This is a genomic window from Curtobacterium sp. 8I-2, assembly GCF_902506155.1.
Taxonomy (GTDB): domain Bacteria; phylum Actinomycetota; class Actinomycetes; order Actinomycetales; family Microbacteriaceae; genus Curtobacterium; species Curtobacterium poinsettiae.
The window spans coordinates 1,715,917-1,738,607 of record NZ_LR732827.1; the positions used below are offsets into that span (position 1 = coordinate 1,715,917).

At 71.9% G+C, this 22,691-nt stretch carries 20 protein-coding genes; 9 read left to right on the forward strand and 11 right to left on the reverse strand.

The window, feature by feature from the left end:
• The first annotated feature begins 28 nt into the window (after positions 1-28).
• Positions 29-1,144, forward strand: a complete 1,116-nt coding sequence (gene purM / locus BOSE127_RS11960; RefSeq protein ID WP_056069361.1) for a phosphoribosylformylglycinamidine cyclo-ligase — start codon at positions 29-31, stop codon at positions 1,142-1,144.
• A gap of 304 nt (positions 1,145-1,448) precedes the next feature.
• Here the strand turns inward: purM and BOSE127_RS11965 are convergent, their stop codons facing one another.
• Positions 1,449-1,667, reverse strand: coding sequence for a DUF3073 domain-containing protein (locus tag BOSE127_RS11965; RefSeq protein ID WP_017886249.1), 219 nt, complete (start codon positions 1,665-1,667; stop codon positions 1,449-1,451).
• A 158-nt stretch (positions 1,668-1,825) separates the two neighbouring features.
• On the opposite strand from BOSE127_RS11965, the gene BOSE127_RS11970 reads away from it, so the two are divergent.
• Positions 1,826-2,953: an NAD(P)-binding domain-containing protein gene (locus tag BOSE127_RS11970; RefSeq protein WP_159557344.1), complete on the forward strand. Its 1,128-nt coding sequence runs from the start codon at positions 1,826-1,828 to the stop codon at positions 2,951-2,953.
• A gap of 22 nt (positions 2,954-2,975) precedes the next feature.
• On the opposite strand, the gene BOSE127_RS11975 is transcribed toward BOSE127_RS11970, so the two are convergent.
• The 4 genes from BOSE127_RS11975 to BOSE127_RS11990 all read right to left on the reverse strand — a co-directional run bounded on the left by BOSE127_RS11975 (position 2,976) and on the right by BOSE127_RS11990 (position 6,866).
• Positions 2,976-3,416 (reverse strand): DoxX family protein, encoded by a 441-nt coding sequence (locus tag BOSE127_RS11975; protein ID WP_017886247.1) that lies wholly within the window; start codon positions 3,414-3,416, stop codon positions 2,976-2,978.
• 120 nt (positions 3,417-3,536) lie between these two features.
• Positions 3,537-3,812, reverse strand: a complete 276-nt coding sequence (locus BOSE127_RS11980; protein WP_017886246.1) for a DUF3072 domain-containing protein — start codon at positions 3,810-3,812, stop codon at positions 3,537-3,539.
• Positions 3,813-3,873: 61 nt separating this feature from the next.
• Positions 3,874-4,629: a hypothetical protein gene (locus BOSE127_RS11985; RefSeq protein WP_017886245.1), complete on the reverse strand. Its 756-nt coding sequence runs from the start codon at positions 4,627-4,629 to the stop codon at positions 3,874-3,876.
• Between the two features lie 11 nt (positions 4,630-4,640).
• Positions 4,641-6,866, reverse strand: coding sequence for an APC family permease (locus tag BOSE127_RS11990; protein ID WP_159557346.1), 2,226 nt, complete (start codon positions 6,864-6,866; stop codon positions 4,641-4,643).
• 130 nt (positions 6,867-6,996) lie between these two features.
• Here BOSE127_RS11990 and BOSE127_RS11995 point away from each other — a divergent pair, with 130 nt between their 5' ends.
• A complete protein-coding gene (locus BOSE127_RS11995) occupies positions 6,997-7,449 on the forward strand; it encodes a MerR family transcriptional regulator (RefSeq protein ID WP_159557348.1) in 453 nt (150 codons plus the stop codon).
• An 83-nt stretch (positions 7,450-7,532) separates the two neighbouring features.
• On the opposite strand, the gene BOSE127_RS12000 is transcribed toward BOSE127_RS11995, so the two are convergent.
• The 3 genes from BOSE127_RS12000 to yczE all read right to left on the reverse strand — a co-directional run bounded on the left by BOSE127_RS12000 (position 7,533) and on the right by yczE (position 9,792).
• A complete protein-coding gene (locus tag BOSE127_RS12000; protein ID WP_071251512.1) occupies positions 7,533-8,114 on the reverse strand; it encodes a PadR family transcriptional regulator in 582 nt (193 codons plus the stop codon).
• On the reverse strand, positions 8,111-9,004 hold the full coding sequence (locus BOSE127_RS12005) for a DUF4097 family beta strand repeat-containing protein (RefSeq protein WP_017886241.1): 894 nt from the start codon (positions 9,002-9,004) through the stop codon (positions 8,111-8,113). Before BOSE127_RS12005 ends, BOSE127_RS12000 begins: the two co-directional genes overlap by 4 nt.
• Before the next feature lie 134 nt (positions 9,005-9,138).
• A complete protein-coding gene (gene yczE / locus BOSE127_RS12010) occupies positions 9,139-9,792 on the reverse strand; it encodes a membrane protein YczE (protein WP_071251513.1) in 654 nt (217 codons plus the stop codon).
• Between the two features lie 61 nt (positions 9,793-9,853).
• Here yczE and yczR point away from each other — a divergent pair, with 61 nt between their 5' ends.
• The 3 genes from yczR (at position 9,854) to BOSE127_RS12025 (ending at position 15,706) form a co-directional block, all read left to right on the forward strand.
• The gene (yczR, locus tag BOSE127_RS12015) at positions 9,854-11,305 is read left to right on the forward strand and encodes a MocR-like transcription factor YczR (protein ID WP_236559541.1); all 1,452 of its coding nucleotides are present in this window, start codon (positions 9,854-9,856) and stop codon (positions 11,303-11,305) included.
• Positions 11,306-11,443: 138 nt separating this feature from the next.
• Positions 11,444-12,118, forward strand: coding sequence for a DUF6518 family protein (locus BOSE127_RS12020; protein WP_140448330.1), 675 nt, complete (start codon positions 11,444-11,446; stop codon positions 12,116-12,118).
• A gap of 81 nt (positions 12,119-12,199) precedes the next feature.
• Positions 12,200-15,706, forward strand: coding sequence for an efflux RND transporter permease subunit (locus BOSE127_RS12025; RefSeq protein WP_159557352.1), 3,507 nt, complete (start codon positions 12,200-12,202; stop codon positions 15,704-15,706).
• Here the strand turns inward: BOSE127_RS12025 and BOSE127_RS12030 are convergent.
• Positions 15,703-15,999 (reverse strand): hypothetical protein, encoded by a 297-nt coding sequence (locus BOSE127_RS12030; RefSeq protein ID WP_042539069.1) that lies wholly within the window; start codon positions 15,997-15,999, stop codon positions 15,703-15,705. The two genes, BOSE127_RS12025 and BOSE127_RS12030, sit on opposite strands and share 4 nt — an antisense overlap.
• Before the next feature lie 84 nt (positions 16,000-16,083).
• On the reverse strand, positions 16,084-17,094 hold the full coding sequence (locus BOSE127_RS12035; RefSeq protein ID WP_082046918.1) for an alpha/beta hydrolase: 1,011 nt from the start codon (positions 17,092-17,094) through the stop codon (positions 16,084-16,086).
• A gap of 196 nt (positions 17,095-17,290) precedes the next feature.
• On the opposite strand from BOSE127_RS12035, the gene BOSE127_RS12040 reads away from it, so the two are divergent.
• Positions 17,291-18,145 carry a PPK2 family polyphosphate kinase gene (locus tag BOSE127_RS12040; RefSeq protein ID WP_201300448.1) on the forward strand — a complete coding sequence of 285 codons (855 nt, stop codon included), beginning with the start codon at positions 17,291-17,293 and terminating at the stop codon, positions 18,143-18,145.
• Positions 18,146-18,154: 9 nt separating this feature from the next.
• Here BOSE127_RS12040 and BOSE127_RS12045 read toward each other — a convergent pair whose 3' ends face one another.
• Positions 18,155-19,315 carry a mannosyltransferase family protein gene (locus BOSE127_RS12045; RefSeq protein WP_071251516.1) on the reverse strand — a complete coding sequence of 387 codons (1,161 nt, stop codon included), beginning with the start codon at positions 19,313-19,315 and terminating at the stop codon, positions 18,155-18,157.
• A 74-nt stretch (positions 19,316-19,389) separates the two neighbouring features.
• On the opposite strand from BOSE127_RS12045, the gene BOSE127_RS12050 reads away from it, so the two are divergent.
• A complete protein-coding gene (locus BOSE127_RS12050) occupies positions 19,390-20,133 on the forward strand; it encodes a polyprenol monophosphomannose synthase (protein ID WP_017886232.1) in 744 nt (247 codons plus the stop codon).
• A gap of 274 nt (positions 20,134-20,407) precedes the next feature.
• A complete protein-coding gene (locus BOSE127_RS12055; RefSeq protein WP_159557354.1) occupies positions 20,408-22,537 on the forward strand; it encodes a DEAD/DEAH box helicase in 2,130 nt (709 codons plus the stop codon).
• Positions 22,538-22,691: the final 154 nt, after the last annotated feature.

Here is a 22,691-nt window from a genome sequence, read left to right on the forward strand (position 1 = left end):
TCTGCCATGTCACCGCGAAGGACTCCGCATGCCCAACCCGTACGCCGAAGCCGGAGTGGACACCGCTGCCGGTGACCTGGCCGTCGAACTGATGAAGTCCGCGGTCGCGGCCACCCACAACTCCTCGGTCCTCGGGGGCGTCGGTGGGTTCGCCGGGCTCTACGACGTCTCGTTCCTGAAGGACTTCTCACACCCGTTGCTCGCGACCTCGACCGACGGCGTCGGCACCAAGGTCGCCATCGCGCAGGCGATCGACAAGCACGACACCATCGGGCAGGACCTGGTCGGCATGGTCGTCGACGACATCGTCGTGGTCGGCGCGAAGCCGCTGTTCATGACCGACTACATCGCCTGCGGCCGCGTGGTGCCTGGCCGCATCGCCGACATCGTCGCCGGCATCGCCCGCGGGTGCTCAGAGACCGGCACCGCCCTGGTCGGTGGCGAGACCGCGGAGCACCCCGGTCTGCTCGGCCCGGACGACTACGACGTGGCCGGTGCGGCGACGGGCGTCGTCGAGGCCGATGCCCAGCTCGGCGCGCACCTGGTGCAGGACGGCGACGTGGTCCTGGCGATCGAGTCGTCGGGTCTGCACTCGAACGGCTACTCGCTCGTGCGGCACATCCTGTCGACGCGGGGCGTCGGGTTCACGGACCAGCTGCCCGAGCTGAGCGGCGCCGGGTTCGGGGGCGCCGTCTCCGTCGGTGAAGCCCTGCTCGAGCCCACCCGCCTGTACACCGCACCGCTCCTGGCGCTCCTCGAGCAGCACCCGGGCGCGGTGCACTCGCTCTCGCACGTGACCGGTGGTGGCATCGCCGCGAACCTGGCGCGCGTGCTGCCCGTCGGCTCCTGGGTCGAGGTCGACCGCTCCACCTGGCAGCCGCTCCCCGTCTTCCGGGTCCTTGCGGACATGGCCGGCACCCCGATCGAGGACACCGAGGGCACCTGGAACCTGGGCATCGGCATGTTCGCCGTCGTCTCGGCCGGTGCCGCTGCCGAGGTCATCGCGTCGCTCGGTGCCGCCGGCATGCCGACGTGGCCCGTGGGCACGATCGCCACGTCCGCCCGTGACCTGACCGGCTTCGAGCAGGGCGCCAAGGGCGTCGACGGTGGCGCGGTCCGGCTCGTCGGGAGCTACGCGGGCTGACCTGCCGTGCGGTGCGGTGCGGTGCCGTGCCGGTGGCCGGTTCCGCCGCGCCGTGGTGCGTGCGGCGAGTGGTCACGAGCCGTCGCCTGGCGGGCCTGCAACCGACGGTTCTTGACCGCTCGGCATCGTGTGCGCGGGGAGTCGTGACCACTCGAAGCCGGGGCCCGGGCGCGCCGACCGGTGCACGGGCGGACCCGGTGTCCGGGCGCACAGTGTCCGGCCACGCAGTGTCCGGCCACGCAGTGTCCGGGCACGCAGAAACGCCGCGCTGCCCGAGGGCTGCGCGGCGCGACTACAAGAGATGTCAGGCGGACTTGTTCTGGTCTGCCTGGGTCTCGAACTCGTCTTCGTCTTCCGCCGGTTCCGGACCGTACTGGTCCGCCCAACGGTCGACGTAGTTCTCGTCGGAGTGTTGTCCGGCGGAGAGCTCCTGCTCGAGCGCACCGTAGTTCGTCTGCGGGCTGAAGTACTTCAGCTCACGGGCGACCTTGGTGTGCTTCGCCTTCTGACGGCCGCGCCCCATGCGTGACCCCCTCGTTCGGCTCTGGTCCGGTCCTGGCGAATGACGGAGGATCACTCGGGGAACCAGACGGTTCGTGGTTTGAAATCTGCCGATCACTCTACCATGTACCTCGATCTGGACGTCGCGCGACGGCTGGCCCGCACAGCAGAATCGAAGTGATGACGGAACTCCTCGAGACCCCGGTCGACCAGCACGCCCGCGTGGTGGTGATCGGTGCGGGGCAGGCGGGACTCTCGGTGGGATACCACCTGCGGCGCCTGGGGCTCGTCCCCGGCACCGACCTGGTGATCCTCGACCGCGCGCCGAGCACCGGAGGAGCGTGGCAGTTCCGGTGGGAGGCCCTACGGCTCGGGGCGGCGCACCGGGTGCACGACCTGCCCGGGATGCGCGCGATGGGCCTGGAGTTCGACGACGCCGACCGGTCACGACCCGCGCGGGACGTCGTCGGCGAGTACTACCGCCGGTTCGAACAGCACTACGACCTGCGGGTGCGGCGGCCCGTGTCGGTGACGTCCGTCTCGCGCATCGGCGCAGTCGGCGAGGTGGACGCTGGGCTGTGCGTCACGACCCGGGGCGCCGACGGTACCGTCACGCGCATCGGCGCCGACGTGGTGGTGAACGCCTCGGGCACGTGGGGCACGCCCTTCGTGCCGTGGTACCCGGGGCGCGACGTGTTCCGCGGCCGCCAGGTGGACACGACCGAGTACCGCAGCGCCACCGACTTCGCCCGGCAGGACGTCGTGGTGGTGGGCGGTGGGACGAGCGCGATCGGGTTCCTGCTCGAGCTCGACGGCGTCGCCCGTTCGACGCGGTGGTTCACGCGGCGCCCGATGGTCTGGGCCGGGACCGCCTCGCTCGACGTCGAGTCCGCGGTGGCCGCCGTCGACGAACAGGACCGCGCCGCCCGCGCCGGCGAGGTCCTGCCGAGCATCGTCAGTGGTACCGGGGTCCCCGTGTCGCGACGGATCCGGGCCGGGATCGACCGTGGCGTGCTGCGCGACGAGCCGATGTTCGCGCGGATGGACGAGAGCGGCGTGGTGACCAGTGACGGTACCCACGTGCACGCCGACGCGGTGATCTGGGCGACGGGGTTCCGGGCTGACCTGCGGCACCTCGCGCCCTTGCACCTGCGGACCACGGCGGGCGGTGTGGTGGTCGAGGACGGTCGGTCGGCGGAGGAGCCGCGGCTGTTCCTGGCCGGGTACGGCCCACAGGCGTCGACCATCGGGGCGAACCGGGCCGGACGCCTGATCGCCCGCCAGGTCATGGACACGCTGGCGGCCTGAAGACGCAACCGGGACGCGCGGCTCAGGCGGGGAGGGGCTCCTCGACGCCACGACGACGTCGCGACGACTTGAGCACCAGGGCGTCGAGCGAGAACCGCCCGGGCCCGGTCAGCGCCACGGCGAGCGAGGCTACCGCGAGCACGAGCACGTACTCGAACCCGCCGTCCTGCGAGTAGAAGCCGGCCGAGCCGTGGGCCAGGACGCCGGCCACCACCATGTCGACGGCCAGCAGCACGCCGACGACGCGGGTCGCGACACCGAGCACGAGCAGGACGCCGCCGACGAGCTCGAGGCCGGCGACGAGGGGTGCCGCGACCTCGGCCAGGGGGACACCCATGCCCGAGAAGCCCTGCACCACGTTCGGGATGCCCTGGGCGAACTTCTGGGCACCGTGGGCGATGAACACCACCCCGAGGACGATGCGGAGCGCGGTCAGGCCGATGGAGGTCGATGTCGTTCGCATGGCCACGAAGGTAGCCGTTGACGCGTCATCGATCATCCTCGGACAGGGCACTGACCGCGCTTCGCCAGAACATGCCCAGAGCATGCACAGACAGCGGTCCGCCGAAGGGCGGACTGCTTCTCAGGAATCGGCGCCGCGGCCCGTCTGCTGCTGGAGGCGGTCGATGTGCTCCGACGCCTGGGCCTTGGTGAGGTCGGCGGGGAGTTCCTCGCCGGCTTCACGGGCCAGGGTGTCGAGGTAGCTGCGCTGCGGTCCGGTCATCGGCTCGTCGCCGGTGACCCACTGCTCGGGGTCCTTGCTCGCGTCGGTGGAGGGGTCGGGTCGGGGGCCACCGAGGGTCTCGCCCTGGATCGGTGCGTCCGGGGTCTGCTGCTGGTCGCGGTCTGCGTCACTCATGTCCGCGAACGTACGCCGCACCCCCGGCACGACACGCAGCAGCGGCGTCCCCCGATCGGCCTCAGACCGCGGTGGCCGCGTACCGCACCAGGTCGGGCCCGACGGCACTCGTGGCGATCGGCACGACGCGGTCGTCGCGCCGGATCCAGATCGTCGCGGCACGTTCGTCGATCCGGTCGACCTCGTGCAGCTCGCCGTCGAGCAGCACCGACGCCGTGACCCGGACCAGGCCGCTCGCCGGACGTGGCGGCAACCCGACCACGTCGTCGCCGTACGCCGGGTGCTCACCGGGCTGCAGGAACGGTGACACCGGCGCGGTGACGACCTCGAGCCCCTCGGCGACGTCGGTCACCGCCACCAGGCGGACGGCCTGGTCGGTCGGTAGCGGCACGTCGACGACGGGCTCGGCGGTGGGCCCGGCCAGCGCGCGGAAGGCGGGCCGACCGTCGGGGGCGAGGTGGGCCTCCAGGCCGTCGATCCGGACGCGACCGCGCCCACGGGAGTCGGCGTAGACGCCGGGCTCGATGCCGGACCGCCGCGCCTCGAGCCGGGTCAGGACCACGCGGTCGGGGCGGTACCAGTCGCGGAGCGCGGCGGGGTCGACCCACCCGACGCTCGGGACCCCGCGGGAGAGCGCGGCGGACTCGTCGGCGGCGCGCTCGTCGACCGCACCGAGCGGGTGCTCGCCGCGCACGGCGACGAGTCCTTCGAGCGGGCTGCCGGCCGGCGGTTCGTGGTCGAGCACCTCGACGCGCTTCGAGACCTTGCCGCCGTGTCCGTCGAACGTGGCGAACGTCCGCAGGTCACTGATGGTCATGGGGCCACATGCTACGACTCGTCGGCTCCCCGTCGCGGCGGCGAGGGGACGAGGGCGTGGATCTCGCCCGTGCAGAGCGCGGGGTCGACGCCCTCGGCGGGGCCGGCCGGACGGGTCGCGCGGCGCGGCTGGATGCTGTTGCGCTCGGCGGACCGGAGCAGGCGGTCCTCGGCTGCGCCCTCGGCCGACGACCCGGGCTGCGCTGGCCGGCGGAGCGGGGGCCGGACGGGTTCACCGCGGCGCTCCTGGCCGGGCAGCGGGCGGGAGCGGCGGCCGTACAGCAGCTCGGACGAGTCGAGCAGCCACGGCACCAGGGCCACGGTGACGCCGTGCACGAGCAGCAGCTTCTTGCGGATGCGGCGGCCGCGGTGGTTGTGGAGCAGCCCCTCCCACCAGTGGCCGACGATGAAGATCGGCGTGTAGACGGTGACGACCTCGGAGCCGTGCTCGGCCCGGTGCGCCTTGATGTACTTGATCAGGGGCATCGAGATGTCGCGGTACGGGCTCGGCACGATCGTCAGCGGCACCTGGATGCCGTACTCCGCCCACTGGTCGCGCAGACGCTGTGACTCGGCGTCGTCGATGGCGACGTGCACGGCTTCGATGCTCGCGTGCTCGGCGGCGACCGCGTAGTCGAGCGCCTTGAGCACGGGCTTCTGCAGCTTGTTCACCAGGACGATGGCGTGGTCGCCGGTGGCGCCGAACTTCGTCTCGACGTCGGCCTCGATCTCGTGCGAGACGTCGCGGTAGTAGCGGTTCACGCCGAGCATGAGCACGTACAGCACCGGCATGATCAGGAACACGAGCCAGGCACCGTGGGTGAACTTCGTGATCGTGACGATGACGAGCACCACGAAGGTGAAGGTGGCACCGATCGCGTTGATGGTGCGGGACCGGACGACCTGCCCTCGGTTCACGGCAGGGTCGCCGTCGGGCACCGTTCCGTCGCGGTCCGCCCGCAGCAGCCGCGTCCAGTGCACGACCATGCCCGTCTGCCCGAGCGTGAACGACACGAAGACACCGATGATGTAGAGCTGGATCAGGCTGGTGACGTTCGCCCGGTAGACCACGAGCAGGGCCGCGGCGACCAGGGCCAGGACGATGACGCCGTTCGAGTAGATGAGGCGGTCGCCGCGGGTCGACAGCGCCTTCGGGGCGTACGAGTCGCGCGCCAGGATCGAGCCGAGCAGCGGGAACCCGTTGAAGGCCGTGTTCGCGGCGAGGAGCAGGACCGCCGCGGTCGTCGCCTGGATCACGAAGAACAGCACCGAGTTGTTGCCGAACGTCGCCGCCGCGATCTGCGCGATCAGGGAGCGCTGCGGCGTGGTCGCGCAGTTCGCGAATCCCTGCAGGTCGCAGGCGCGCTCGGCGTAGTGCACGTGCGACACGAGTGCCAGGGTGATGAGGCCGATGAACAGGACGATCGCGATGCCGCCCATCGCGACCAGGGTGGCCTGCGCGTTCTTGATCTTCGGGCGACGGAACGCCTGCACGCCGTTCGCGATGGCCTCGACGCCGGTCAGGGCCGAGCAGCCCGAGGCGAAGGCACGCAGGAGCAGCAGGATGAACGCCGCCTGCGTCGTGTGCTCCACGTTCTGCACGGTGTACGCCGCGGACTCGGCGACCGGGGCGTTGCCGGCTGCGACCCGGACGAGCCCGGTGATGACCATCACGAACACGCTCGCCACGAACAGGTAGGTCGGGATCGCGAAGGCCTTGCTCGACTCGCGCACGCCGCGCAGGTTGGCGGCGGCGAGCAGCACGACGAACAGCAGGGCGAGCTCGACGCGGAAGTGGTCGAGCATCGGGAGCGCCGAGATGATGTTGTCGACGCCGGAAGCGACCGACACCGCCACCGTCATCACGTAGTCGACGAGCAGTGCGCTGGCGACGACCAGCCCGGCCTTCTCGCCCAGGTTCCGGTGCGCCACCTCGTAGTCGCCACCACCGGACGGGTAGGCCTTGATGAGCTGCCGGTACGAGGCGACGACCACGACGAGCAGCAGCACGACGAGCGCGGCGACCCACGGCGCGAACGTCAGGAAGGCCATGCCACCGAGCAGCAGGATCATCAGGAGTTCCTGCGGCGCGTACGCGACAGAGGACAGCGGGTCACTCGCGAAGATCGGCAGGGCCAGGTGCTTCGGGAGGAGCTGTCCTTCGAGCTTCTCGGAGGGGAGGGGATCCCCGATCAGTCGCGCTTTCAACGACCGGATCTCGTTCGTCACGAGCGGCAAACCTACTCAGTTCCGGGCGCGAGTCAACACGGTTCCCCCGCCGCACATTCCCGGTCGGCCGCGGGCGCTCGGCGGCGGCTGCTCGGTGCCCACTGCGGTTGACGCAGCGTCAAGCAGTACAGTCGCGAGCATGAGCGCATCGACAGGCACCGACGACGCAGCTGCGAAAGCACCCCACGCCATCGCCGAGGTGGCGCGTTCCGCCGGTGTCTCGAGCCGGACCCTGCGGCACTACGAGGCGGTCGGACTGCTGCCGGCCACCGCCGTCGGAGCGGGTGGACTCCGGCGCTACGACGACCACGCACTGGTCCGGCTGCAGCGGATCCTGCTGCTGCGCGGGCTCGGCTTCGCCCTGCCCGACATCGCGCGACGACTCGACGACGAGGGCGACGACGTCGCGGCACTCACGGTGCACCTGAGATGGCTGGAGCACGAGCGGGACCGGCTGGCCCGGCAGCTCGCGGCGGTGCGCACCACCGTCGCGCGCGTCTCGCACGGGGAACCCCTGACGGCGTCCGACGCGTTCGCCGGCTTCGCGCCGACGCGGCCGTCGGCAGACGACCCACCGGTTGCGGGGCGGTGAGCTTCCGTGGATGCGTCGGTCGCGACCGCGGGCGGACGACGGCCGGGAGGCCCTGGTCGCCACCGCCTGTCGGCCGCGGGCCGTCAGAGCGACTTGCGCAGGGCCTCCAGGCCGTCACGCAGACGCGTCACGGTGTCCGAACCGAGCGTGCCGCGGGTCGCGCGACGACGCAGGTCCGCGCGCACCTGCTGCCGGAACGACGACAGTGCCATCTCGAGCTCGCGCATGGCGCGGGCGCTGTCCGACGGGACGGACACGGGCTCCTCGGTGGAACCGGTCGCCGGGCTCTCGGCCGCGGCGGCCAGGTCGGCACGGAGCGAGCGCATGGCCTCGCCCACCGAGGCGCGCACGCCGTCGGCCAACGACTTCACCGAGTCGCTCAGGCCGGACTCGACCGCGGCGATCTCGTCGGCACGCGCCGCGAGTTCGGCGCGACCGGCGTCCGTGATCGCGTAGACGGTCTTGCGGCCGTCGGCGGTCTTGGTGACCAGGCCGTCGTCCTCGAGCTTCGCGAGCCGGGGGTAGACGGTGCCGGCGCTCGGCACGTAGGTGCCGCCGAAGCGGTCGCCGAGTGCCTGGATGAGCTCGTAGCCGTGCATGGGGTGGTCTGCGAGCAGGACGAGCAGGTAGAGACGCAGGTGGCCGTGGGCGAAGACGGGACTCATTCGGGCACCTCGCTGTCGTTCGTCGGGGTGGTCGGAGCCGTCGGCGTGCTCGGCGCAGTCGTCGGCGGCGTCGGTGCGGCCGGCGCCTCGGCGACCGGCGGGGCGTGCAGCACCGCGATGTCGCCGGACACGGAGTTCACCCGCAGGTCGAGCCACTGGCCGGACAGCTCGCCGCCCTGCTTGACGTACGAGCCGCGCACGCCGCGGATCTCGGCGTCGTCGAACTGCAGCTTGCCGGTCGCGGTGTTGACCGTGCAGTTGTAGGCGACGCCGTCCTCGAGCCGGACGCTCACCGCGCCGGACACCGTGTTGATGCGGGCGGACTCGGGGATCCCGTGCAGGTCCAGCACGACGTCGGCGGAGACGCCATCGGCCTGGAACCGGGGGATCTCACCGGTGGCCACGACGTCGCCGGAGACGGTGTGCACCGTGAGGGCGCCGTCGAGGTCGCGGATCGTGGTGGCGCCCGAGACGGCGTTGACCGTGACGTCACCCGCGACGCCGTCGACCACCAGGTCGCCGGACACCGTGTTGAGGGTCGCGCCGCGGTTCGTGCCGGAGAGCAGCGCACCGGCCGAGACGACACCGAGCGTGATGCCGGCGTCGCGGGGGACCAGGATGCTGACGTCGGCGTGGGCCTTGCCGCGGAAGGACTTCAGGAACCCGATGGGGTCGTCCCACCGGACCTGGGGGTGGTCGACGGTGAGCGTGTCGCCGTCGACCTCGACGAGCATCTGCTTGCCGGACACGCTGTGGATCTCGACCCGTGCGGTCGGCTCGTCGTGCGCGACGACGTCCACCTGTCCGCCGACGAGACCGACGCGCACGGTGCGCACGATGCCGGTGTCGATGACCTTGGGCTCGTCAACGAGCCACTTCTCCTGCGCCATGGTGCCTCCTGGAACTCGCGATGTATCGCGTCTGTCGAGGTCACGTTATATCGCGACTCGGCGCTCCGCAAGGGTGCCGGGCGGATGGTGAGCAGAAGTGGTCGGGTGGGGCCGTGCGACCCGACCGTTCCTGCTCACGAAGCGTGCGTGACGGGGGTGGGGCGCGCCTCCTGGACGATCCGGCGCTCCGGGCTCCACGGGAACCGGCGGAAGTGCGGCATGAGCGGCTGGACCATCGGCCCGATCGCGAACGCCGCGATGACGGTGCCGGCGCCGACGTCCCCGCCGAGCACCCACCCGACGATCACCACGGTGACCTCGACCAGGGTCCGGGCGAGCCAGATCGGCCAGCCGAGCCGCTGGTGCAGGCCGACCATCAGGCCGTCCCGTGCCCCGGTGCCGAACCCCGCACCGATGTAGAACGCCGTCGCGACCGCGAGCAGCACGAGCCCCGCCGCGAACAGCCCGATCCGGGCGACGATCCCCGACGGCTCCGGCACGAGCCAGAGCACCAGGTCGGCACTCGGTCCGATCGCCAGGGCGTTCAGCAGCGTCCCGATGCCCGGCTTCTGGCGGAGCGGGATCCAGAGCAGGAGGATGACCCCGCTCGACACGACCGTGATGACGCCGAACGACCACGGGACGACGTTCTCGAGCCCCTGGGTCAGCACGGTCCACGAGCTCACACCGACCACCGCGCGGACCTGCAGTGCGGTCGAGGCGCCGTAGAGGAACAGCCCGACGAAGAGCTGGACGAAGCGCAGGGTGAGGGCGGTGCGGCGGGGCATGGTCCCATCGTCGCGATGGATTGGCCTGCTGGTCGAGAGCCAATCGCGCTACCGTGGACCCGTGCCCCCGGTTCTCATCAGTGCTCGCGCCGCCGCCCACCTGCTGACCGACTGGCGCGCCGGCACCACCGCCCCCGCCTACGAGGCGCTCGCCGACGCCCTCCGGGTCCTGGTCATCGACGGTCGCGTCGCCCAGGGGGTCCGGCTGCCGGCCGAGCGCGGACTGGCCGCAGCCCTCGGCGTCTCGCGCACCACCGTGGCGAACGCCTACGCCCGACTGCGCTCGGACGGGTTCCTGGTGTCCGTCCGTGGCTCCGGCAGCGTGGTCCACCTGCCCCGGGACCTGGTCGGCCGGCCCGACCCCGAACGCCTCGGCGGGGTCGTCGAGGGGGACGTGCTCGACCTCCGCAAGGCTGCCCTGCACGCGGCCCCCGGCATCGACGAGGCCGTCGAGCGAGCGGTCCGACACGTGCCGGCGGCGCTCGCCGGCATCGGCTACGACACCGTCGGCGACCCCGGCCTGCGGGCCGCGATCGCCGCCCGCTACACCGAGCGCGGGCTGCCCACCGATCCCGCCCAGGTCATCGTGACGATCGGCGCGCAGCACGCCATCGCGCTGCTCGCACGCGTGCTCGTCCGCCGCGGCGACGCCGTGCTCGTCGAGTCGCCGACCTACCCGCACGCGCACGAGGCCTTCCGCGAGGCCGGCGGCCGCCTGGTCGGCGTCCCCGTCGACGCGCGGACCGGGTGGGACGCCGCCGCGCTCGAGACGACGCTCCGCCGGACCGCGCCCTCGGTCGCGTACGTCATGCCCGAGCTCCACAACCCGACCGGTGCGACCATGTCCGCATCGACCCGCCAGCTCCTGCTGTCGACCGCGGCCTCGGTCGGCACGACCGTCATCGCCGACGAGACGATGGGGGAGCTCCGGATCGACGGTTCGCCGTCGCCGCCGTTGGCAGCGGCGGACCCGACGGGGGCGTCGGTCGTGATGATCGGTTCCGCCGCCAAGGTCTTCTGGGGTGGGCTGCGGATCGGCTGGATCCGCGCCGACCCGGCGCTGCTGCAGCGGCTGCTGCTCGCCCGCCCGACCGGCGACCTCGGTACCCCCGTGCTCGACCAGCTGGTCGTGCGCGAGCTGGTCCCGCGCACGGCTGCCGTCCTGGAGGCGCGGCGTGCGTCCCTGCGCGAAGGTCGCGACGCCGTCGTGGGCGCGCTCCGGGCGCGGCTGCCGGAGTGGGACGTCCCGGCACCGGCGGGCGGGTTGACGACGTGGGTGGGGCTCGGCAGACCCGTGTCGAGCGCGCTCGTGCTCGCCGCGCGGACCGAGGGTGTGGTGCTCGCCTCCGGCGGGGTGTTCGGGCCGGACGGCGGGTTCGAGCGGTTCCTGCGGGTGCCGTTCACGATGGCCCCGGCGGATCGGGGGCGGTTGGTGGAAGTGCTGTCGCGGTCGTGGGAACGGGTGGGCGGCGAGTCGACCGGGGTGCGGGGGTCGTTGGCGGCGGTGGTCTGAGACTGGGGCTCGGGGTCGTCCGCCGGGGCTCGGCGTCATCCGCCGGGGCTCGGCGTCATCCTCTGGGGTGAGGTCGGGTCGGGGGTTCTCGCTCCCCGGGGTGATGCGGCTTCAGCGGGGTCCGGCGAGGCTGGTGCCATGAACGCGACCCTGTCCGCCGGAACCCGCTCCGCTGTGCCGACGTCGGTCGAGCCGCCCGCGGCGGTCCCCGCCGTGGTGCGGGTCACCATCGCGCTGAGCGGGGCGTTCCTGGCGGGGGTCCTGACCGCGTTCGGGCAGGCCGTGCCCGCGCTCGCCTCCGTGTCGAACTCGGCCGGGCCGTGGTTCGTGGTTGCCGCGCTGCTGTGCCTGGTGGCCGGAGCCCGAGCGGGCCGGATCGCCCTGCCGCTGGCGACGGTGCTCGGCGTCGTGCTCCTCGAACTCATGCACGTCGGGTACTGGGCCACGACGGTCCTGCGCGGGTTCCCGGACGTGTTGTCGATCACGAACCCGTGGGTGCTGCTCGGGGTCCCGGCCGGACTGCTGGCCGGAGCGGTCGCCGTGGCCGTGCGCTCCGATGACGCCCGGTGGCGGGCGGCGGCGTTCGGTGTGACCGCCGCGGTGCTCCTCGGCGAGGGCGTCCGCGGACTCCTGCAGGTCGCGGCGACGACCGGCCACGGCACGTGGATCGTCGAGATCGTGGTCGGGGTGGTGCTCCTCGGCATCGGGGTCGTCGGCGCGCGGTCGCCGGTCGGGCGCGTGGTGGCGCTGGGGGCCGGGGTGGTCGGCACCGTCGCGGTGCTCGGGGCGTACCTGTTGCTCGGCGGGTCCTGATCGTCCGGCGGGTCCCGATCCGTCGGCGGGTCCTGGCCCGGAACTGAACGTTCGTCGGTCGCTCCTGCGAGGATCGATGTCGTGCACCTCCTCTCGGTCTTCAGCCTGCGCAACCGGGCCCTCATCGCGCTCGTCACGATCGTCGTCGCGGTCTTCGGCGGCATCGCGCTCTCCAGCCTCAAGCAGGAGCTGATCCCGAGCGTCGAGTTCCCGCAGGTCGCGATCGTCAGCGCCTACCCCGGCGCCACGCCAGAGGTCGTGTCGAACGACGTCTCGACCAAGATCGAACAGGCGATCCAGGTCGTCCCGGACCTCGAGTCCACCAGTGCGACCTCGTCCACGGGGCAGAGCGTGGTGTCGGCGTCGTTCCAGTACGGCTCGAACCTGGCCAGCGCCGAGGACAAGATCCAGACCGCGGTGAACGCCCTGTCGCTGCCGGACTCGGTGCAGACGCAGATCGTCACGGGGTCCTTCGACGACCTGCCGGTGCTGCAGGTCGCGGTCTCGGCGTCCGGCAACCAGGAGCAGCTCGTCGACCGGCTGCAGGCCTCGGCGATCCCCGACCTCGAGAAGCTCGACGGTGTGCGACAGGCGGACGTCTTCGGCAACCCCGGCCGTCGTGTCGTCATCACGCCCGACCAGGACGAGCTCGCCGCGCGCGGCCTCAGCCAGACGGCCATCTCGGACGCGCTCGACGACAACGGCACCCTGATCCCCGGCGGAACCATCACCGAGGACGGCTCGACGCTGTCGGTGCAGACGGGTGAGCGGATCGCTTCGCTCAAGGACATCCGGGCCCTGCCACTGACCAGCTCGTCGAGCTCGTCGGGTTCTTCCGGTTCTTCCGGTTCGGGCGCGGCCGGGGCAGGGGCCGCAGGTGCCGACGGCGCGGCGTCGTCCGGTGACGGCACGGCCGCGGGCGCGACCGGCACGGGGACGACGGGGACCGGCACGGATGCGACCGGTGCTGCGCCGACGGGATCCGCGGCGACGGACACGTCGACGACCGCGGCCACCCCGACCGACACCACGTTGGGCGACGTCGCGAAGGTCGCCATCACGCAGTCCCCGCGCACCTCGATCAGTCGTGTGGACGGACAGCAGGCCCTGACGATCTCGATCACGAAGACGCAGGAAGCCAACACCGTCGACGTCTCGAACACCGTGCGTGCGGCCCTGCCCGGCATCGAGGACAAGATCGAGGGCGACCCCCGCTTCACCGTCGTCTTCGACCAGGCGCCCTACATCCAACAGTCCATCGACTCCCTGGCCGAGGAAGGCCTGCTCGGCCTGGCCTTCGCGGTGCTCGTCATCCTGGTGTTCCTGCTGTCCTGGCGCTCCACGCTCGTCACCGCGATCTCGATCCCGACGTCGGTGCTCCTCGCCGCGATCGGCATGCGCGCGGCCGGGTACACGCTCAACATCATCACGCTCGCCGCGCTCACGATCGCGATCGGCCGCGTGGTCGACGACTCCATCGTCGTCATCGAGAACATCAAGCGGCACTTGCTCCCCGGCGTCGACCGCGGCCAGGCCGTGCGCGACGCCGTGCGCGAGGTCGCCGGTGCGGTCACCGCCTCGACCCTGACGACCGTCGCGGTGTTCCTGCCGGTGGCCTTCGTCGCCGAACTCGTCGGGGAGCTGTTCCGGCCGTTCGCCGTGACGGTCACCCTGGCGCTCGTCGCCTCGCTGTTCGTCTCGCTCACGATCGTCCCGGTGCTCGCGTACTGGTGGCTCCGCCCGCCGAAGGCGAAGCCGGGCGACGCGCCGACGGCCGCGGACGCGGACGCGGACGCAGACGCAGGCGAAGGCGCAGACACAGCAGCGGCAGCAGCACCGTCGGCGGTTGATGCCGATCGTGACCGTGACCGTGACCGCGACCGCGACCGTTCGGAAGGCGCGCTCGCCTCCGCCGCGGACCTGCACGACGCCGGCCGGGTCGACCGCCCGCGCCGCGTCTACCTGCCGGTGCTCCGGTGGGTCGTCCGGAAGCCGGTCGTCGTCATCCTGCTCGCCGTGATCGTCCTCGGTGGCACGGCCGCCACGCTGCCGTTCGTCACCACGAACTACCTCGGCGACTCGGGCCAGAACACGTTCACGGTCACGCAGGACCTGAAGGCCGGTTCCAGCCTCGCCGTCCAGTCCGAGTCCGCGCGCAAGGTCGAGCGGGCGCTGCAGGACGTCGACGGCGTCGAGACCGTGCAGACCACCATCGGCACGAGCGGCCAGTCGATCCAGGCCGCGTTCGGCGGTGGCGGCAGCGCCTCGGTGCAGTACGCCGTGACGACCGACGCCGAGGCCGACCAGCCGACGATCCAGGCTGACGCCCGCAAGGCGATCGGGTCGATCAAGGACGTCGGCGAGGTCACCATCGCGTCCTCCGGCGGCGGGTTCGGCGGCAGCAGCGACATCGAGGTCGACGTCACCGCGCCGACCCAGTCGCAGCTCGAGACGGCATCGCGCCAGGTGCTGAAGACCATGCAGTCGGTGCCGGACACCACGGCCGCCACCAGCAACCTTTCCGCCGCGGAACCGTTCCTCGCCGTCCGGGTCGACCGTGCCAAGGCCGCGTCGCTCGGTGTCACCGAGACCCAGGTGGGCGGCCTCGTCGCCGCCGCGGTCTCACCGCGGGACACCGGCAGCATCGAGATCGACGACGCGACGCTCGACGTCTACATCGCCGACCCGGAGCCGCCGACCACCATCGCCGCGCTCCGTGCCCTCGACGTCCCGACGAGCACCGGCACCGTCCCGCTGTCCGACGTCGCCACGGTCGAGGAGTCCGAGGGCCCCACCACCGTCACCACGACGAACGCCGCCCGCACCGCCACGATCACCGTGACGCCGGACGCCACCAACCTGGGTGCGGCCGTGCAGTCCGTCACGACCGCGGTCGACGAACTCGACCTGCCGAAGGGTGCGACCGCCTCCATCGGTGGCGTCGCCGCCAGCCAGTCGTCGGCGTTCTCGCAGCTCGGGCTCGCGGTCCTGGTCGCCGTGCTGATCGTCTACGTGATCATGGTCGCGACGTTCCGGAGCCTGCTCCAGCCGCTGCTGCTGCTCGTGTCGGTGCCGTTCGCTGCGACGGGCGCGATCCTGCTGCAGATCGCATCCGGTGTCCCGATCGGCGTCGCGTCGCTCATCGGTCTGCTCATGCTCGTCGGCATCGTCGTGACGAACGCCATCGTGCTCATCGACCTCGTCAACCAGTACCGACGACGCGGGCTGCGGGTGCGTGAGGCCCTGATCGAGGGCGCGACACGACGCCTCCGTCCGATCCTCATGACGGCGATGGCGACGATCTTCGCGCTGCTGCCGATGGCGATCGGACTGACCGGCAAGTCCGGCTTCATCTCGCAGCCGCTGGCGCTGGTCGTGATCGGTGGTCTGGTGTCCTCGACACTGCTGACGCTCGTGGTGCTGCCGGCGCTGTACTTCGTGGTCGAGCGGGCCCGCGAACGCAACACGGACCGGATCGCCGCGGGAAAGACCCGGAAGCAGGCGCGTGCCGAGCGACGGCAGGAACGTGCGGAGCGTCGGGCGGAACGACAGCGGCGGCGAGCGGAGCGTTCCGGCAGCGCTGCCTAGCGGCGGTACTCGGCGTCGACCGCGGCGAGGGGCGAGACGACGACCGGCTCGGCTCGTTCCTCGCGCTCGACGCCCCGGAACCACGACACCAGCACCAGGGTCAGCGTCACGAGGAACACCACGGCGGCGCCCTGCGACACGACGGCCAGCTGCCCGGTGACCGAGGCGTAGCCGCCGAAGGCCACCGCGGTGACGAACGACAGCCCGAGCAGCAGCTCCGCGAACGTCTGCAGCGCAGGGCGGTCCCAGCGCGTCGCAGCGGCGCGGGCAGGGCGGGTCGAGGTGTCGGTCACCACCGAAGTCTGCGGCCACGGGCTCCGCAGCGGCAGTCCCGACTCCGGGTGCCACCCACCCGGGGCACGCGGTCGGTCGTCCGGTCAGCCGAGCTGGGTCCGCAGGAAGGTGACCACCCGGCGGCTCATCGCCTCGTCGAGCTGCGCGATCGAGTGCGCCGTGCCCTCGACCGCCACGAACGTCACCGGGACGTCGTGGGATCGGAGTGTCGCGGCGAACTCCTGCGACTCCCACAACGGGATGAACTCGTCGGTGGAGTGCCCGATGAAGAACGGCGCCGTGTCCGAGGTGACGTGGAACTCCGGCGACGCCCGGGTGGCCGCCGGGCACCTGGCGTAGGACCGGCACCCCAGGTAGAGCAGCTGCTTGCGCTGGAAGGCCGCGGACACCCCGTCGGGCTCGGTGGACCGGGTGGTCAGGTTCGTCGGCCCGCTCAGGTCGACCACGGCGCGGATCCGGTCGCCGTCGGCGTACGCGGCGGAGTCGTGGTCGGTGACGGCGAGCATCGCGGCGAGGTTGCCGCCGGCGCTCCCACCGAACACGCCCACGCGCTGGGAGTCGACGTCGTAGGTCTCGAGCGTCGCCGGGCGGAACACGTAGTCGAGCGCACGTCGGACGTCGTCGAGCCCGGCAGGGAACGGATCCGTCGGCGCCAGCCGGTAGTCGACGTTGAACGTCACGAAGCCCTCGGACGCCAGGTACTTGCACACGGACCGGTACGCGGCCGTCGCCTTGTCGCCGTGCGACCAGCTGCCGCCGTGGATCATCAGGACCGCGGGGCGTCCGGTCGTGGCCTCGACCGCCTCCGGGTCGGCGGTGGCCGACGCGGACGGTGTCGCGGTGGGGGTCGCCGTCGTCGCGGGCTCGCTGTCGGCCGGCAGACACACGTCGAGGCGCTGCAGCGGGTCAGTGCCGTAGGGCACGTCGGCCACCACATCGATGCCGTGGTACCGGAGCGACAGCGGGTAGATGACGCTGTCCGCGGTGACGGTGGCGTTCTCGTCGCCGACCGGATCCGTGCTGCAGGACGCCATCGCGCCGAGCGCCACCACCGCGGCGACGAGCGCGAGCACTGAGCGGCGGCCGGACTTCATCACGTCCACGCTAGCCGCACCGGCGACCGCCCACGTCACCCCAACGGAGGAACCCGAGCGGACGACCCCCGAGCGGGCGACCCCCGAGCGGGCGACCCCCGGACTGCGCTCCCGGTGCAGACCGGCCGCACCGACGTCACCCGGCAGTGCGAGGATGAGCACGGCAGTCGCCGACCGGAGCACCGCAGGAGGACCCGTGAGCAGTCGCAAGGCCTGGAACGCCGATCCCGAACCGCTGCTGCGTGTCGAACCCGGGTTCCGCCTCGACCAGGTCGACCCCAACGGCACGCCGGGCTTCCCCGGTCGCAAGATCGACGGCCTCGAAGCGCTCGCCGCGGGCGCCTCGCGGCTCGCTGCCCTGCAGGAGCGCCTGTACGCGGCGTCGACCGCGGGGGACGAGCGCCGGGTGCTGCTCGTGTTGCAGGCGATGGACACCGCGGGCAAGGGCGGCATCGTCTCGCACGTCGTCGGCGCGGTCGACCCGAACGGCGTGCACTACGCCGGCTTCAAGGCCCCGACGGCCGAGGAACGCGAGCACGACTTCCTGTGGCGCATCGAGAAGCAGCTGCCGGCAGCCGGACAGCTCGGCGTGTTCGACCGCTCCCACTACGAGGACGTGCTCGCCCAGCGCGTCCGCGGCATCGCCGCTCCGGACGAGATCGAGCGGCGGTACGGCGCGATCACCGCCTTCGAGGACGGCCTCGCCGCCGATGGCACGACCATCGTCAAGGTGATGCTGCACATCTCGAAGGACGAGCAGCGCGAGCGTCTCGGTGACCGGCTCGACCGTCCGGACAAGCACTGGAAGTTCAACCCGAGCGACATCGACGACCGTCTGCTCTGGGACCGCTACCAGCAGGCGTACCAGATCGCCCTCGATCGCACGTCGACCCCGCAGGCGCCCTGGTACGTCGTGCCGGCGAACCGCAAGTGGTACGCACGCCTCGCCGTGCAGCAGCTCCTGCTTCGGGCGCTGGAGGACATGCACCTGTCGTGGCCGAAGGCCGACTTCGACGTCGCCGAGCAGCGTCGTCGGCTCGCCGAGTCCTGACCCACCGGCTCAGGGATTGTGGGTGAGGAACAGCACCCACACCGCTGCGGGCTGCGCGAGCACGCAGCCACCGAGCACGATGCCCCGTCGCAGCGCGGTGCGGTGCAGGAGCGGCGCACCGAGCAGCGGGGCCGCCGGCAGCAGCAGCCGCGGCAAGCTCTGTTGGGGCAAGAACGTCGCGAACAGGGAGAGCAGGTACGAGGCCGAGCCGAGCAGCGGCACCGAGCCGATCCGGCGCGTCGAGCGCGACGACAGCCACCATCCCGTCGCGCCGACCGCGACGAGCACAGCGACCACACCGAGCGTGCCCGCGAACCGGTCGGCCTGCAGGAACCACGGTGTCAGCGGCGCGAAGTGGTGCACGTCGAGGTGGAGCCGCCACCACGCGAGTTCGGTCTGCAAGTAGGCGTCGGGAACCCCGGTGACGAGCGCCGCCACGACCGGCCACGCCAGGCCCGCCGCTGCCGTGACCAGGCCGGTGACGACGATCGCGACACGCTCCCGCACGGGCACGGCGTCGCGCTGCACGAGCCGGAGCACGGCGTGCAGCGCGAGCGCCAACGGGATCGCGAGCGCCCCGGGCCGGGTGAACGCGAGAACCGTGACGATCGGCAGGACCGTCCAGTAGTGCCGGCGCTGCATCGAGACGAGTGCGGCGAACGTGAGCAGCAGGCCGAGCGACTCGGCGTAGGCGATCTGCAAGACGAACGACACCGGCCCGAACGCGAAGAACACGCCCGACCACAGCGCGGTGGTCCGGCCGACGTGGGGACGCAGCAGGGACACGAGTGCGACGGACGCCGCGCCGCCGAACACCGTCGCCAGCAGCACCGCGACGACCGCGGGGTCGGCGCCGGTCGTGCTGACCGCCCGCACGAGCGCCGGGAACACCGGGAGGAACGCCCAGGCGTTCTGCTGGACGGCGCCGGTGTCGTCGACGGGCAGTGTGCTCGGGTAGCCCTGCCGCGCGATCTCGAGGAAGTACTGGCCGTCCCAGGCGGTCGAGCGTTCGAAGAACCCCTTCGGGTCGGCCGTGTCGCCGAACCCGACCGGATCGGTGAACGCGAAGCCGACGGTGAGCGTGGCGGTCGTCACCACCCGCGCGAGTGCGTAGAGCGCGAGGGTGATGAGGCAGTCGGGCAGTGTGCGGGTCACCGTGCGCGCTCGCATGCTGGCCTCCGTCGTGGTGTTGCGTATACGTTGTGCTGATATCCAAGCCAACTCAGACACCAACGGGGTAATCCTTGACATTTCGCAGTGCCCGTGGAGGGACGCTCGTCGTCATCCCCACGTACGACGAGCGCGAGAACATCGAGTCGGTCGTCGCCCGCGTCCTCGCGGCACGTCCCGAGGTCGCCGTCCTGGTCGTCGACGACGGCAGCCCCGACGGCACCGGCGCGATCGCGGACGCCCTCGCCCGGGACGACGAGCGTGTGCACGTCCTGCACCGCACCGAGAAGGCCGGCCTCGGTGCCGCCTACCTGGCGGGGTTCGCCTGGGGGCTCGAGCGCCACCACGACGTCCTGGTCGAGATGGACGCCGACGGCTCGCACCGGCCCGAAGAACTCGGCAGGCTGCTCGAACGCTGTGCGGCGGGTGCCGACCTGGTCATCGGCTCGCGCTGGGTGCGCGGTGGCTCGGTCGTGAACTGGCCGTGGCACCGGATCGCCCTGTCGCGCGGCGGCTCCTTCTACAGTCGGATCGCGCTCGGTGTCCGGGTCCGCGACCTCACCGGGGGCTACCGCGCGATCCGCGCGGACCTCCTCCGTTCGCTCGTCGCCGAGGACATCGCCTCGGCCGGCTACTGCTTCCAGGTCGACCTCGCCCGACGTGCGGTCCGGGCCGGTGCCGTCGTCGCCGAGGTCCCCATCACCTTCGTGGAGCGCGAGCGGGGCGAGTCGAAGATGAGCGGTGGGATCGTGGTCGAGGCGCTCGTCCGCGTCACCGGGTGGGGGCTGCAGCGGCTGTTCCGGCTGGGCTCGCCGTGACGCGTCGTGTCCGGTGCGGCCAGGAGGCACGGATCACCCCGCCCGACCGGCCTGCGTTCGCATCGGGGCTGGCGTCAGGGCAGCGGCTCGCGTAGACTCGATCGGTCGGCCTTCGACGTCGTGACATTGTGATCACGGAAATTCTGCTGGGTGTGTGTTGCTCGAGGGCTGGAATCACGTCGACTCGCGACGGGATGAACCCCCTCTCCGCAAGCAGCCCCCGCCGATGTCGCTGTCGGGCGCTGCGGTACGTTGCGCACCCGAGAAAGTAGCCATGGCCCCGTACAACAAGGGCGGCGCGGACAACCGCGCCTCCGACCGCGTCCGCCACCCGAACGGCACCCCCGCCGCCCGCAGCAGCAAGCACCGGGGGTTCCGCGCCGCCGACTCGTCGCAGCCGCGTCAGAAGCAGCGCTGGGACGCCGAGGAGCGTCGCGGTCGCGCGTCGCAGGGCGAGCGTCCGGCCCGTCCGAACTGGGAGCCGCGAGACAGCGGCGGCCAGCGGCGCCCCGATCGCGACGACCGTGGTGGTCGCGGCTACAACCGTGATGCTCCCTACTCGCACGGCCGTCCCGACGCTCCGCAAGCTCCGCGTCGCGCCGGAACCGGCTCGCAGGGGCCCAGTGCCCCGCGGCGCTTCGATCGTGACGACCGTGCGCCGCGTCGTGACAACGACGACCGCCCGCGTCGTTCGTTCGACCGTGACGAGCGTGCCCCGCGCAGCTTCAACCGTGACGACCGCGCGCCCCGTCGCGACAACGACGACCGCCCGCGTCGCTCGTTCCACCGTGACGACCGTGCACCGCGCAGCTTCAACCGTGACGACCGCGCGCCGCGTCGTGACAACGACGACCGTCCCCGTCGCTTCGACCGTGACGAGCGTGCCCCGCGTCGTTTCGACCGTGACGATCGCGCCCCGCGTCGTGACAACGACGACCGCCCGCGTCGCTCGTTCGACCGCGATGACCGCGCCCCGCGCAGCTTCAACCGGGACGACCGCACGCCGCGTCGTGACAATGACGACCGTCCGCGTCGTTCGTTCGACCGGGACGACCGTGCGCCCCGTCGTGACAACGACGACCGTCCGCGTCGTTCGTTCGACCGCGACGACCGCACCCCGCGCCGCTCGTTCGACGAGCCCGAGCGTGGCAAGTTCGTGCCGGCCGACGACGTCAAGCTCGAGAAGCTCCAGGCCGAGGCCACCATCGCGTCCGACGTCGAGGGCGTGACCTTCGGCGACCTCGGCATCGGCGGCAACATCTCCCGGGCCCTGCAGGAGCTCGGCGCCTCGAGCCCGTTCCCGATCCAGGCGGCGACGATCCCCGACGTGCTCGCCGGCAAGGACGTCCTCGGCCGAGGCCGGACCGGTTCCGGCAAGACCATCGCCTTCGGTGCGCCCCTGGTCGAGAAGCTCATGGAGCACGGCGGCGGCACGAAGCGCAAGATGGGCCGCGCCCCGCGTGCGCTCATCCTCGCGCCGACCCGTGAGCTCGCCCTGCAGATCGACCGCACGGTGCAGCCGATCGCCCGCTCGGTCGGCCTGTTCACGACGCAGATCTACGGCGGCGTCCCCTACGGCCGCCAGGAGGGCGCGCTCGAGCGCGGCGTCGACATCATCGTCGGCACCCCCGGCCGTGTGCAGGACCTCATGAACAAGGGGAAGCTCGACCTCAGCGAGGTCATCATCTCCGTGCTCGACGAGGCCGACCACATGTGCGACCTCGGGTTCCTCGAGCCGGTGCAGGAGATCCTCGCCGCCACGGCCGAGGTCACCCCGCAGGGCAACCGCGCGCAGAAGCTGCTGTTCAGCGCGACGCTCGACACCCAGGTCGCGGCGCTCGTCGAGCAGTTCCTGCACGAGCCGAGCGTGCACGAGGTCGCGGGTGAGGACCAGGCGTCCTCGACCATCGACCACCGTGTCCTCGTGGTCGAGCAGCGCGAGAAGGACCGTCTGCTCGAGGAGCTGGTCGCCGGCGACGGCAAGACCATCGTCTTCGCCCGGACGCGTGCCTACGCCGAGCGTCTGGCCGACCAGTTCGAGGACGCCGGCATCCGCGCGACCTCGCTCCACGGTGACCTGAACCAGTCGCGCCGCACGCGCAACCTGCAGCTGCTCACCAGCGGCCGCGTCAACGTGCTCGTCGCCACCGACGTCGCCGCCCGCGGCATCCACGTCGACGACGTCTCGCTCGTCGTGCAGGCGGACGCCCCGGACGACTACAAGGCGTACATGCACCGTTCCGGCCGCACGGGTCGTGCCGGCAAGGAGGGCACGGTCGTCACGATCGTCCCGCGTGGCCGCATCCGCAAGATCGAGGGCATCCTCGAGCGCGCCGAGATCGAGGCGGACCTGGTGCAGGCCGCACCCGGTGACGGCATCGTGTCGGAGCTCGCCGCGCGCTAGTCGCGACCACACGACGGACGGGAGGCCCGGTACCAGCTGGTACCGGGCCTCCCGTCCGTTACGCGGTGCGACCGACGACCCCGCCGGGTCCGGTCCGCGGCTCGGCCGCGACGTCAGCTGGCGCACGGGTCATCCTCTCGGAGGACAGGGAGCC